General features: G+C 67.3%; 10 protein-coding genes. 8 read left to right on the top strand and 2 right to left on the bottom strand.

Going from position 1 to position 13,306, the window contains the following annotated elements; translation table 11 throughout:
- Positions 1–2,877 (bottom strand): NHL repeat-containing protein, encoded by a 2,877-nt coding sequence (locus tag KOF26_RS12460; RefSeq protein ID WP_216325286.1) that lies wholly within the window; start codon positions 2,875–2,877, stop codon positions 1–3.
- Between the two features lie 102 nt (positions 2,878–2,979).
- Here KOF26_RS12460 and fliG point away from each other — a divergent pair, with 102 nt between their 5' ends.
- The 8 genes from fliG to KOF26_RS12420 all read left to right on the top strand — a co-directional run bounded on the left by fliG (position 2,980) and on the right by KOF26_RS12420 (position 11,578).
- Positions 2,980–4,014 (top strand): flagellar motor switch protein FliG, encoded by a 1,035-nt coding sequence (gene fliG, locus KOF26_RS12455; protein WP_216325284.1) that lies wholly within the window; start codon positions 2,980–2,982, stop codon positions 4,012–4,014.
- A gap of 25 nt (positions 4,015–4,039) precedes the next feature.
- Positions 4,040–4,789, top strand: coding sequence for a FliH/SctL family protein (locus tag KOF26_RS12450; RefSeq protein WP_253201392.1), 750 nt, complete (start codon positions 4,040–4,042; stop codon positions 4,787–4,789).
- A gap of 113 nt (positions 4,790–4,902) precedes the next feature.
- The gene (gene fliF, locus KOF26_RS12445) at positions 4,903–6,438 is read left to right on the top strand and encodes a flagellar basal-body MS-ring/collar protein FliF (RefSeq protein ID WP_216325623.1); all 1,536 of its coding nucleotides are present in this window, start codon (positions 4,903–4,905) and stop codon (positions 6,436–6,438) included.
- Positions 6,435–6,803: a flagellar motor switch protein FliN gene (gene fliN, locus KOF26_RS12440; protein ID WP_216325281.1), complete on the top strand. Its 369-nt coding sequence runs from the start codon at positions 6,435–6,437 to the stop codon at positions 6,801–6,803. The genes fliF and fliN overlap by 4 nt, the downstream gene beginning before the upstream one ends.
- A complete protein-coding gene (locus tag KOF26_RS12435) occupies positions 6,803–7,225 on the top strand; it encodes a helix-turn-helix domain-containing protein (RefSeq protein WP_216325278.1) in 423 nt (140 codons plus the stop codon). Before fliN ends, KOF26_RS12435 begins: the two co-directional genes overlap by 1 nt.
- A gap of 23 nt (positions 7,226–7,248) precedes the next feature.
- Positions 7,249–9,330 (top strand): flagellar biosynthesis protein FlhA, encoded by a 2,082-nt coding sequence (flhA, locus tag KOF26_RS12430; protein WP_216325277.1) that lies wholly within the window; start codon positions 7,249–7,251, stop codon positions 9,328–9,330.
- A 90-nt stretch (positions 9,331–9,420) separates the two neighbouring features.
- Positions 9,421–10,866 (top strand): flagellar hook-length control protein FliK, encoded by a 1,446-nt coding sequence (locus KOF26_RS12425; RefSeq protein WP_216325275.1) that lies wholly within the window; start codon positions 9,421–9,423, stop codon positions 10,864–10,866.
- 13 nt (positions 10,867–10,879) lie between these two features.
- Complete coding sequence (locus KOF26_RS12420; RefSeq protein ID WP_216325272.1) at positions 10,880–11,578, top strand: flagellar hook assembly protein FlgD; 699 nt, start codon at positions 10,880–10,882, stop codon at positions 11,576–11,578.
- 504 nt (positions 11,579–12,082) lie between these two features.
- Here KOF26_RS12420 and KOF26_RS12415 read toward each other — a convergent pair.
- Positions 12,083–12,934, bottom strand: a complete 852-nt coding sequence (locus KOF26_RS12415) for a flagellin N-terminal helical domain-containing protein (RefSeq protein ID WP_216325269.1) — start codon at positions 12,932–12,934, stop codon at positions 12,083–12,085.
- Positions 12,935–13,306: the final 372 nt, after the last annotated feature.

Raw genomic sequence — 13,306 nt, 5'->3', positions numbered from 1 at the left:
TCAGACGGAGATGCCGGACAGGCGCGCCAGCCCGGCTTTGTAATTGGCGAGCTGGGCGGCCTGATAGGCGGTGCCCCCGCCGCCCTTGGTGCCGTCGACGATCTGGGCATCGGTGCTGCTCCAGTAGAGCGAGCGATAGGCGGTCTGGATCATCGAGATCGCCTTGTTGATCGCCGCCGCCGCCGCCTGAGCGGTCTTCGACGAGGTCAGATCATAGGCGTTGTCGAGATTGAGGCCGTAGGTGCCGCCCGGGCGGACCTTGGGATCATCCTTGCCGGGCTGGGCAGGGATGTCGATCTTGCCCGGCGTGATGCCGAGCGCGGCGAGCGCGTCCGAACCCTTGGGCCCGGCGATCAGCTCGACCGGGTGTCCGTCCTTGCCAAGGATTTGCAGGCTGACCGTGCCGTCGTCATTCTTCGTCGTCGACACGAATGCGCTGTCGCCGACGATGCTGCGGATCTTGTCGGCGAGCGTCGACATGGTCTCGGTCTTGTCGATCATGATCGAGCGCGGCTGCTTGCCGTCGACGGCGATCTCGAAGCTGTCGCCGCCGACCAGGAACTTGCTGGTCTTTCCGGTGACGGGGTTGGTGTAGCTGGTATATTCGGGCTGGTGCAGATTGGTCTGCGCGACCAGCGTCGTCACCGTCGGCGGGTTGATCGCGCCGCGGCTGAAGCCGAGCGAACGCACCGCGCTGCCGCCGCCATTCTGCGCCACGGAGACGCGCACCGGCTCGGTGGTGACGCCGCTCTGGCCGAACTGGGCGGTGACGGTGAAGCTGCCGCCGGCGTCGAGCTTGCCGACGAAGCCGTCGACGGTGCCGCGCACGGCGAGGCCGCTGAGCAGGCCGCGGGTGCGCCCGCCGACATAGAGATCGTCGCCCATGAAGGCGATGCTGTCGATCTGGTCGTTGGAGGCGGTGCCGACATAGCTGGTGGTGGCGTTGGCGAGGCCGGCGTCGAGGCGGGTGACGAAGCCGTCGGTGCCGCCGGAGAGCGCGTTCGCCTGGGTGCCGGCGGCGACCGGGGTGGAGGCCGAGCCGGCCACCGCGATCTTGCCGTTGGCGGAAACCGCGATCGAGCGCGCATCGACATTGCCGAGGTCGATCACGCCGGTTTCGGTGGTCAGCGCCGCGCCGCTCAGCTGATGGATTTTCGAGCCGCTGCCCTCGCGGGTCAGCACCAGCAGATTGCCGGAATTGTCGACGGCGAGCCCGCTCACGAAATCATTGCCGCCGCTGTCGGCGAGCGAGGTCCGCTCCAGCACCTTGCCGGTGCCGTCGACGCGGGCGACATAGGCGTTGCCATTGCCCGCCGCCGTCTTGCCGCCGACATAGATGCTGCCGTCGGCGCCGACCGTCACCGCCGTGGCGCTGTCGTTGCCGAGCGTGCCGAAGGAGGTGGTGAAGGTCTGCTCGCCATTGGCGGTGAAGCGGGTGACGAGCATGTTGGTGTCGGTGCTGGTGCCGCCCTTGAGATCGCCGGTGACGGTGCCCGCGACGACGACGTCGCCATTGGGGGCGAGGCTGATCGCCGCGCCCTTGGCATCGCCGACCTCGCCCAGCGCATGCTGCCAGACGACCTTGCCCTCGCTGTCCATCTTGGTGAGGAACAGGTCGTCGAGCCCGTCGGAGACGTTGGCGCCGACCTTGCCGGCGGTGGTGCCGACGACGTAGGTGAAGCCGTCCGCGTCCGTCACCATCGCGTTGGCGGTGGTCTGCTTGTAGATGGTCGGCGGGGTGATCTGATGCTCATCCTCGTCGTCCCAGCTGGCCGGCTTGTCGGTCTTGAGCGCGGCGGCGGCATCGGCCTCCTCCTTGCGCGCCACGGCGGTGGCGTTCTCGTCGACGCCGCCGATCGTGCCGACGACGGTGCGCACCGCCGACCCGTCGAGATTGTCGAAGCGCATCACCGAGACCGGCTGCGGGGTGTTGGTCTTGTCGACGTCCTTGCCGGTATTGGCGAAATAGGCCTGGCCGCTGGTCGCCATCACCGCGTTCGGGGCGCTCGCCTCATCGAGGCCGATCGTCTCGACGCCATAGGGCGAGAGCGTCAGGCCCCACTCGCCGTCGGTGCCCTTCGTCACCGTGAATTTCGATTTGAACGCGCTCAGCACCTGGCCGTTGGCGCCTGTCAGCGGCTGGCCGTTGGCCTGGTTGATCGGCGGATCCTGGCTGATCGCATTGTTGAGCGCGGCGGCAACCTGATCCAGCGTCGGCGGATTGCCGCCATTGACGGTCGACAGGTCGACATCGACATAGGTGCTGGCGCCGACCTTGGAGAGGCTGACACGGAGCACCTCGTTGCCGGCGAGCCCGGCCACCGGATCGTCGCGATTGTCGGCGACGCCGCGGCCGGAGACCTTGGTCGTCACGTCAGGCTGCACGCCGATGCTCTTCACCTGGGTAGCGGGCTGGCTGAAGCCGAGCCGGAGCTGATCGGTGACGGCACTGCCGAGATAGGTCTTGAGCTGGTCGAGACCCTTGTTGAAAGCGGTCTGCAGCTTGTCGCGATCGGTCGGGCTGGTGCCGGCCTTCGCCGCCTGCTCGGCGAGGACGCGCAGCTGGTCGAGCGCCTTGTAGGTGGTGAAGGTCGCCTGGACGTCGGGCAACCCGGCGATAGCGGAGTTGCTCGACGGGCTGATGATCGTGCGCGCGCCGATGATCTGTTCGAGTTGCGCCCAGCTCGGATTGGTGAGCGGCGTGTCGTTTTGCCACGGCGCGACCGTCGCCGGGGTGATGAACGCGGCCTTGGCCTTGGTCACCGCGGCAGAGTCGACATTGGCCGTCAGCGAGCTGGAGAAATTCATGAAATTGGTGGCGGCTTCGCTTCCTGACAGGATGCTGAGCCCGATCAGTCCACCCGACAAATTTGTCACGTCGATCTTCTCCCCGAGGGCCGGCCGGGCCGCGCTTCTCCTATAAGATAGATGGATGGAAGCCGGTCCGGTCGCGGATCGGGGGTTTTTTTGGGGATTTCAATGAACGCGATGACGCAGATCGGCGAACCGCCGGAGCTGAAGAAATTCTCCGGCCTGCAGCGTGCCGCGGCCCTGATGCTGGCGCTCGGCCAGGAACATGGCGCGCCGATCTGGCAGCAGCTGACCACCGAGGAGATCCGCGAGCTGTCCTCCGCCATCGCCCAGCTCGGTCGCGTGCCGGCGGCGGTGGTCGAGCATCTGCTGATCAGCTTCTCGGGCGAAGTCTCCAGCATGTCGACGCTGCACGGCTCGTTCGAGACCACCGAGCGGCTGCTCGCCGGCATGCTGCCGGACGATCGCGTCAAGGAGATCATGGAGGATATCCGTGGTCCGTCCGGCCGGACGATGTGGGACAAGCTGTCCAACGTCAGCGAGACGGTGCTCGCCGCCTATCTGAAGAATGAATATCCCCAGACCGTCGCCGTCATCCTCCACAAGCTGCGTTCCGATCACGCCGCGCGCGTGCTCTCCGAACTGCCGCGCGATCTCGCCACCGACGTGGTGATGCGCATGCTGCGCATGGATACGGTGCAGAAGGACGTCATCCAGCAGGTCGAGCACACGCTGAAGAGCGAGTTCATGAGCAACCTGTCGCGCGCCCAGCGCCGCGACCCGCATGAATCCATGGCCGAGATGTTCAACGCCCTGGATCGCACCACCGAGGAATCGATGCTGACCGCGCTCGATGCGCGCGCGCCGGAATCGGCCGAGAAGATCCGCGCGCTGATGTTCACCTTCGACGATCTCGGCAAGCTGCTGCCGACGGCGATCCAGGTCATCGTGCGCAATTGCAACAAGCGCGAGCTGGCGCTGGCGCTGAAGGGCGCGACGGAGGAGATCAAGACGCTCTTCCTGTCCGGCATGACCGAGCGCGCCGCCAAGCTGCTCCGCGACGACATGGCCGCGATGGGCCCGGTGCGCGCGCGCGACTGCGAGGAGGCGCAGGGCAATCTCGTGCGGCTCGCCAAGACGCTTGGCGATCGCGGCGAGATCATCCTCGCCGATCCCAAGGGCGACGAGGCCGTGATCTATTGATCTTCCCGGAAAGGGCGAACTCTCGATGATCCACCATGCTTCATCCGATGTGCGGCCGTTCCGCTTCGATCGCGTGTTCAGCAACCTCCACACCACCGAGCCCAGGAACGAGGCCGAGATGGGGGTGGAGGCCGAGGAAGACGAGGTCGTGAGCGAGCTGCGCGAGGCCATGGCGCGCATGGCGCGCGATCATGGCGACGAGCTGGCCCGCGCCCGCGCCGACGGTTTCGAGGCGGGGCTCCGCCACGCCCGCGGCGAACGCGACGCGGCGGTGCTCGCCGCGCTCGATGCGGTCCACGCCTCCTTCGACGATGTCGACCAGCGGCTCGTGGCGGCCGCCGACGGCATGACCCGCGATGCCGCCAACGTTGCGCTGCTGATCGGCGAGGCGCTGGCCGGCCATGCGCTCGCGCAGGATCCCGGCCGCGCCATCGACGAAGCGCTCGGCCGCGTGCTCCAGCAGGTGGCGCGCGGCACGCGGCTCGTCATCCGCGTCAGCCCCGGCATCGTGGGCGAGGTGGAGCGGCTGTTCGCGCTGCGCCAGGGCAAGGAACGCCGCAAGCTCTACGTCACCGTGCTGCCCGATCCCGACATGAGCCATGGCGATGCCGTGATCGCCTGGGACGAAGGCAGCCTGGCGATCGACAGCGCCGCGCGGCGTGCGGCGGTGATGGCCGAGATGGCGCCGCTGCTCGCCGGCATGCCGGTGGCCGAGCGCGTTTCCGCCGAGGAGCCGGCCATCGAGAAAGAAATCGATCCGGCAAGAATTGCCTAGCGATTCTCCTCCTATAATGCCTGTGCAGGGGCACGGCCTTTGCTTACCAGATTTGCGAGGCTGTCTTGAACGGATTGCGGAATCTGATCACCCAGCTTGGCCCACGCCGGCTGATGATCATGGGTGGCGTCGCCCTGGCGCTGCTCCTCGGAATTGGCGTGCTGGCCATGCGCAGTGGCTCGTCGTCCGAGATGGGCTTTCTCTACACGGATCTTGATCCGTCGGCCGCGGCCGCGATCTCCGAGAAGCTGAAGGCGCAGAACGTGCCGTTCCAGCTGTCGGCGGATGGCACCGCGATCACCGCGCCGGTGGACAAGCTGCCGGAGCTTCGGATGGCGATGGCCTCCGAGAAGCTGGGCGGCAAGATCGGCTACGAGGTGCTCGATGCCGAGGAGCCGTTCGGCGTATCCTCCTCGCGCGCCAAGATGAACGAGACGCGCGCCGTCGAGGGCGAGCTCGCCAAGTCGATCGAGAGCCTCGATCGTGTCAGCAAGGCGCGCGTCCACATCGTCATGCCGGAGCGCGCGATGTTCGCCGCCGAGGCGCGCAAGGCGACCGCCGCCGTCACGCTGAAGACGCAGGGCCGCCTGCCGAGCGAGGCGGTCCAGTCGATCCGCTATCTCGTGTCGTCCTCGGTGCCCGAACTGTCGCCGGAAAGCGTATCGGTCGTCGATCAGTCCGGAGCGTTGCTCGCCCGGGCCGGTGACGAGGCCGGCGCCGCCGCCTCCGAGATCGAGGAACGCCAGGCTGCCGTCGAGGGCCGGCTGCGTCAGGAGATCGAATCCCTGATCGAGCCGATCGTCGGCCAGGGCAAGGTGCGCGCCGAGGTCGCCGTGGTGCTGAACCGCGACCAGACCCGGCAGGAAGCCGAGATGTTCGATCCCGACAAGCAGGTGATCCAGCACCAGGTGACGGTGGAATCGAACGACCAGAACAATGAATCCGATGCCGGTGCCCAGGGCGCGACCGTCGCCGCCCAGCTTCCCGACAAGGAAGCCGACGTCAACGGCAATGGCGGCAATTCCCGCCGCTCGGCCAAGAACGAATCGTCCGAAGACACGACCTACGACAATAGCCGCACCCATACGGTGAGCGTCAGCGGCCCCGGCAAGATCAATCGCCTCACCGTCGCGGTGATGGTCGATGGCGGCACCGCCGGCCTGCCTGCGCCCCAGGTGCAGCGCCTCACCCGGCTGGTGGAGAATGCCGTCGGCTTCGATGCCGACCGCGGTGACAGCGTGGTCGTGGAAAGCATGCCGTTTGCCGCCGTCGACGGCATGGACGGCGAGAAGAGCGCCCTGCCTTTCGGCCTGACCGGCGGCAACCTGCTCAACCTCGTCGAACTGATCGTCGTCGTCGCCGCCGGCCTGTTCGCGGTCCGCATGTTGCGTCGTCGCGGCACCGATGCCGAGCCCGGCACCCGCGAGGGCGAGCTGACGGTGGAGGGCCGCGAAGGCGAGATGCTGGTGGATGCCGATGGCAACCCGATGCTCGAAGGGCAGGGCGATCCCGACCTGCTCGACCAGGAAATCGCGCTGGCCCAGGTCGACGGCCGCATCCGGCTCTCGGCGCTGCGCAAGATCGGTGACGCGATCAGCGCCAACCCGGCGGAGTCCGTCTCGGTCATTCGCCAGTGGATGAACGCATGAACGAGGATAGCATGATCGAGAATTCCGAACCGCGTCAGCTCGCGCCGACCCATTTCGGCTCGGATGCCACCGAGACCGATCAGATCGACAACGCCCCGGAGATCCCGTCGGCGCCGCCCACCTCCGCCGACCTGCACGCCGTGTTCGACGTGCCGGTGAAGGTGCAGGCCGTACTTGGCCGCTCGCGCATGGACATCGGCCAGCTCATGCGCCTGAAAAATGGTGATGTCGTCGAGCTGGACCGCCGTGTCGGCGAGCCCGTCGACATTTTCGTGAACAACCGGCTGATCGCCCGCGGCGAAGTGGTGCTGATCGACAGCGCACTCGGCGTGACCCTCACCGAAATCGTCAGGCAGGATCGTTAATGGCTCACGTTCAGGCTCCCAAGGAAACGTCCCATATCCTCCTCGTCGGCGAGCCGCTTGCGGCTGCCGAGGTTGCCGCGGGGCTGGCACGCGCCGGCCGTGAAGCGCTCGTCATCCGCCCGGCCGATGCCGGCATGCTGGATCGGCTGCGCGAACGGGCCCAGGGCGGCCTCGTCGCCGTGGACGTGCCGATCGACGTGTCGGACGTGTTGTCCCGCCTCGGCGCCGGCCCGGCGGTGATCGAGGGGCTCGTCGGCCGCAGCGTCGCCGATGTCGAGCGCGCGCTGATCCTCGGCACGCTGGCGCGCTGCCGCGGCAACCGCACCTCGGCGGCGACGATCCTCGGCATCTCGGTGCGCACGATGCGCAACAAGCTGCGCAGCTTCATCGAGGACGGCGTGCCCGTCTCGCCGGCGTCCTGATCCCTTTCCGGAGCCCGTTTCCGATGCCGCCCCAGGTCGAGAAAATCCTGAAGCAGTTCTCCGGCAGCCGCGACCTCGCGCTCGCCGGCGCGGTGATCGCGATCATCGCCATGCTGATCCTGCCGATGCCGGGCTGGCTGCTCGATTTCGGCTTGTCGCTGTCGATCACGGCGTCGGTCCTCATCCTGATGACGGCGCTGTTCATCGAGAAGCCGCTGCAGCTGTCGAGCTTCCCGACCATCCTGCTCATCGTCACCATGCTCAGGCTGGGCCTCAACCTCGCCTCGACCCGCCTGATCCTCGGCCACGGCCATGAGGGGCATCAGGCGGCCGGCGGGGTGATCGGCGCATTCGGTGAATTCCTGATGGGTGGCGAGACCGTGATCGGCCTCACCATCTTCCTGATCCTCGTCGTCATCAACTTCGTCGTCATCACCAAGGGCGCCGGCCGCATCGCCGAGGTGGCGGCCCGCTTCAGCCTCGATTCGATGCCCGGCAAGCAGATGGCGATCGACGCCGATCTGTCCGCCGGCATGATCAATGAGCAGCAGGCCAAGGAGCGCCGCAGCGAGATCGAGGCGGAAAGCGGCTTCTACGGCGCGATGGACGGCGCCTCCAAGTTCGTGAAGGGCGACGCGGTCGCCGGCCTCGTCATCACCGGCATCAACATCCTCGTCGGCCTGATCATCGGCGTGGTCATTCATGGCGTGCCGTTCGGGGAGGCCTTCCACACCTATACGGTGCTGACCGCCGGTGACGGCCTGGTCAGCCAGATCCCGGCGCTGATCGTGTCGACCGCGGCTGGCCTGCTCGTCACCAAGGGTGGCGTCGAGGGCAAGACCGGCGAGGCGCTGAGCGCCCAGCTCGGCCGCTATCCCAAGGCGTTCGGCATGGCCGGGGTGCTGATGGGCATGCTCGCGCTGATGCCGGGCCTGCCGTTCGTGCCGTTCGCGGTGTTCGGCGCGTTCTGCGGCTTCCTCGCCTGGCGCATGTCCAAGACCGCTGAGCTGGAGCGCGCCCGGACCCGCATGCAGAAGGCGATGGCCGAGCAGCAGGAGGCCCAGGTCGACGAGCCGATCGCGCGTACCCTCGCCATCGACACGGTGCGTATCGAGCTCGGCTATGCGCTGCTGCCGCTGATCAATGACAGCAACGCCGAGCCGCGGCTCGACGATCAGGTGCGCGCGCTGCGCCGCCAGATGGCGATCGATTTCGGCTTCGTGCTGCCGTCGGTGCGCATCCTCGACAACATGTCGCTCCAGCCCAACGACTATGTCATCTACGTCAAGGAGACCGAGGCGGCGCGCGGCCAGATCCGCATCGACAAGCTGATGGTCATCAATCCGGGTGGCGGCAATGTCGGCCTGAAGGGCGAGGACACGCGCGAGCCGGTGTTCAACCTGCCGGCGCTGTGGATCGAGCGATCGCTGCGCGACGAGGCGGGCCTGCGCGGCCTCACCGTCGTCAACAGCGGCACGATCATCACCACCCACCTGACCGAGATCGTGAAGGAGAATATCGCCGATCTGCTCTCCTATTCGGAAACGCAGAAGCTGCTGTCCGAATGCCACAAGGATTCGGAGAAGCTGATCGCCGACATCATCCCGTCCAAAATCTCCATCTCCGGCATCCAGCGCATCCTGCAGAACCTGCTCGCCGAGGGCGTGTCGATCCGCGACCTGCCGTCGATCCTGGAGGGCATCGCCGAGGCCACCGGCTACACCGCCAACATCACGCTGGTGACGGAACATGTCCGCAGCCGGCTTGCCCGCCAGATCTCGGCGCAGCAGATGCGCGACGGCGCCATCCCGATCGTCACCCTGACACCGCAATGGGACGAGCAATTCGCGGAAAGCATCATCGGCCAGGGCGACGATCGTCAGCTCGCCATGGCGCCGTCCAGCCTGCAGGCGTTCATCAATTCGCTGAAGGAGACCTACGACACGCTGGCCAGCAAGGGGGAGATCCCCTGCCTGATGACCAGCCCGGCGCTCCGGCCGTTCGTGCGCTCGATCGTCGAGCGCATCCGGCCGGCGACGGTGGTGCTCTCCCAGAACGAGATCCATGCGCGGGCCCGCATCCGCAGCCTCGGGTCGATCGGTTGACGGGCGAAATGATCGGCCGGTCGCGACCGCAGCGCGGGGAAACCCTCTATAACGGATGAAGGGGCGCCATACGCCCAGAAAGCACGCCTGATGAGCATCCCGTCGATCGTCTCCCGCTCTCCCGCGCCGGCGCCGGTGCGCCCCGCCGATAATGGCTCGTCCGCGGCGGGCTCGGCGTTTGGCGCGATGGTCGACGACAACAAGCCGGCCGCCGCCCCGGTTCGCCCGAGCCAGCAGGCGCAGCAGCAGGAGCCGGCTGCCGACAAGACGGCCGCCGACAGGCCCGCCGGTGCGACCGCGAAGGCCGACAAGCCCGCGCCCGCCGACGCCACGAATGAAACGCTCGAACAGGCCGTCGCCGAACCCGCTGTCGAGGCGCCGCCGCTCCCCGACCTGCCGGCCGGCGCCGCCGAGGCCGATCCGATCGCGCCGACGCCGGGCGAACTGGCGCTGGGCGACGACGCGGCCAACACGCTTGCGGGCTCGCTTGCCGACGATGCGGTGAAGCCCGCCGACCCGACATTGCCGGCGACGCCCCCGGCGCCCGTTGCCGCGACCAAACCGATCCAGACGCCCGCGCTCGCCCAGCAGGCCGCCGCCGCAGATGCGATCGTCGAGCAGCCGCTCGCCGCCGCCACCGCCGGGATTGCGGCGCCGAAGCCGGCCGCTCCGGCGAAGAAGCAGGACAGCGCCGCCGCCCCCAAAGCCGACACCAAGGCCGATCCGGCGCAGGCGACTGCCGCCGCCACCGCCGCCGCCCTGCCGATGCCGGTGGTCGCGCCGCAGCAGGCCGTCGCCGCCACCGTGGCGCAGGACGAGGCCCCCCCCGCCGACGCGGCGCTGCCCGGCCTGTCCGGCGCATTGTCGCGCACGGCTGCCAAAGGCGAGGTCGCTGCTTCTCCTACTGCCGATGCCGATACCGGTGCCGCTGCGCCGGCGGCGCGCGACGCCGGCCCCGCCGTGCAGACCCACCAGCTCGCCCAGGGCGGGCTTTCCTCGACCCTGCTGGCGCAGAGCGTGCCCGCCGACACCAAGCCGGCGAGCTTCGGCACGGTCTATGCCGCCAACCTCGCCCAGACCAGCACCGAGGCCGCCCACGCCACCGTTGCCGCCCAGACCGGCCGCATCGGTCACGACATGGGCGTGGAGATCGCGCGCAGCGTTGCCGCCGGCCGTCATGAAATCCTCGTCCGCCTCGATCCGCCCGAGATGGGCCGCATCGAGGTGCGCATGTCCTTCGACAAGGATGGCGGCCTTCGCGCCGTCGTCGCCGCCGACAATCACGGCGCGCTCGACCTGTTGAAGCGGGACTCGGCCGATCTCGTCCGCGCGCTGTCCGATGCCGGCGTGCGCTCCGACAGCCAGTCCTTCCGCTTCGATAGCCGCAGTGGCGATGGCGGCCAGCAATGGCGCCAGGCCCAGCAGGACGGAACGAACAGCCGCGGCAGTGCGGCGGGCGGCGCCGATGGCCTCGCCGAGGACGAACCCGCTTACCGGCAGCTCCGCACGAGCGGCCGTATCGACATGATGGCATAAGGAACGGCACGCCATGGCGACGACCATCCCCGACAGCAGCGCGGCCTCCTCGGCCGGCGCCCAGCAGAAGACGGACACCGACAGCAAGAGCCTGATCGCGCCCGATTTCAACATGTTCCTGAAGCTGCTCACCACGCAGATGCAGAACCAGGATCCGCTCAACCCGATGGACACGTCGGAATATACCCAGCAGCTCGTCCAGTTCTCGCAGGTCGAGCAGTCGATGCAGCAGACCAGCACGCTGAAGGACATGCTGGCGCGCATGTCGACGCAGGATATGGCCCAGTCCGCTTCCTATATCGGGCAGGAGGGCCGCTTTGATTCCGCCACCTCGGGCCTCGCCGACGGCAAGCCGGCGACGTGGAGCTACGCCTTCGACACCAAGCCGGCCGCGGTCACCGCGACCGTCAAGGATTCGTCCGGCGCGGTCGTCAAGAAGGTGGATCTGACGCCCGACACCCAGGGCCGCTTCAGCTGGGACGGCATCAAGACCAACGGCGATCGCGCGGCCGATGGCGGCTACACGCTGTCGATCGCGGCTACCGATGCCAACAACAACGCCGTCAAGACGACGATCAACTCGGTCGGCACCGTCAAGGAAGTCGTCACCGATGGCGCCAACGTCATGCTCAGCGTCAACGGCCTGCGCTTTCCGCTGGCGAGCCTGGTCGCGGTCTCGGCGCCTGCCGCAGCCCAGCAGGCCGGCGACTGAACCTGTCATAACCTATCCGGGGAGAAACCCCTCCGGCCTCACGCCGGAGGGGTTTTTTATTGTGAATGACGGTCGGGTCGGCGTGAGATGACCGCCGGTCACCACTTGTCGTCACCCCGGGCGCCTCGACAGGCCCGGGACATCGTAGTTTCGGGACCGCGCCTTTGCGAGCGCAGGCGGGTGTGTGGCCGGGTGGATGCTGAAACAGGTTCAGCATGACGGGGTGCGGAATGGGGCCCGGCCGCCCCACCGCTCGTCGTCACCCTGAACTTGTTTCAGGGTCCACGCCCTTGCAAGCGCAGGGGTGTGTGGCCGGGTGGTTGCGGACACAAGCCTGTCTCGAGCCTGTCGAAGGGTTCCCGCGTGGCGGGCTTTGGCATTGGCACCCGCCCCGCTGTCCACAAAAAAAGGCCGGGATGGCGAACCATCCCGGCCTCTTGTCGCTGTCACGCCCCCGGTGGGGGTGGAGGAAGGGGGCGTCGTCAGCCTCCTTCCGTTATCGACTTAACGGAACAGCGACAGCAGGGTCTGCGGCGCCTGGTTGGCGATGGAGAGGGCCTGCACGCCCAGCTGCTGCTTGACCTGCAGCGCCTGGAGGCTCGCCGATTCCTTGGCCAGGTCCGCATCGACGAGATTGCCGATGCCGCTGGTGATCGTGTCCGACAGCTTGCTGGTGAAGACGAGCTGGTCGTCGATGCGACGGGCATTGGCGCCGAGCGTGCTGAGCACGTCCTGCACTTCGCCAAACGCATCCTCGAGATGCTCCATCTTCACCGAGCCGGCCGCCGCCCACTCTGCGCTTCCGCCGAGGACGGAGGCGAGCTTCGTGGACAGATCGACATTGTCGAGCGACAGTTTCTCGAAGTCCCAGGTCGTCGAGTCACCATCACCACCCTGCAGCGAGATCAGCGCCGTGGTGCTGGAACCGCCACCGGTGGAGTTCGGCGAGGCAAGAAGATTGATGCCGTTGAAGCCGGAGGAGGTGATGATGTTCTCGATCTGGTTCTGATAGGCCTGGAAGTCCTTGCCGATGCGAGCCGTGGATTCGGCATCCGTGCCTTCCGACTGGGCGACGAGCGCCTTCATCTTGTTGAGGATGTCCGAGATCTGCTCGGTTCCCGACACCGCGACATCCGAGACGCTCTTCGCGTTGTTGAGCGAAGAGGTGACGGAAGCCAGACCGCCGACATCGCCGCGCAGCTGCTGGGCGATGGTGTACTTGGCGGAATCGTCCTTGGTGCTGGCGACGTTCAGGCCGGTGTTGATGCGGCTCTGGGTCGTTTCCAGCGAACGGTTGGTGGCGTTGAGGACCTGCAGCGCGGCCATTGCGCCGACATTGGTGTTGACTGAAGGCATATTCACTTCCCTTCTAGGATATCGGGCCGAATTCTTCGCACCCGGATTGTCCCTGGCCACTGCAGGTCGCTTGCGCGTCCCGTGCCCTTATTCTGGGAAGAAAAAATGCGCCGCCAAAATCGGACGCAGGAAAAACGCCTGAAAACAGGGCTATACTGTCCAACTAGACAGGAAAAAATTGCCTGGCGGCAAATATTGCCGGGGGGTCTCCCAAGAAAACGCTGTCCCGGACTTGATCCGCGGCCCATCCGTTTCCCCGGGGCGCCGGCGCCTGTGGCGGCTTGGACGCTGAAACAAGCCTGTCCTGAGCCTGTCGAAGGGTTCGGCATGGCGACGGCGGAAATGGCCACGGGCCGCCCCGCCGGGCGCCCG

The organism is Sphingomonas quercus (assembly GCF_018863195.1).
Lineage (GTDB): Bacteria > Pseudomonadota > Alphaproteobacteria > Sphingomonadales > Sphingomonadaceae > Solisphingomonas > Solisphingomonas quercus.
This window is presented reverse-complemented; position numbering and strand designations above follow the sequence as displayed.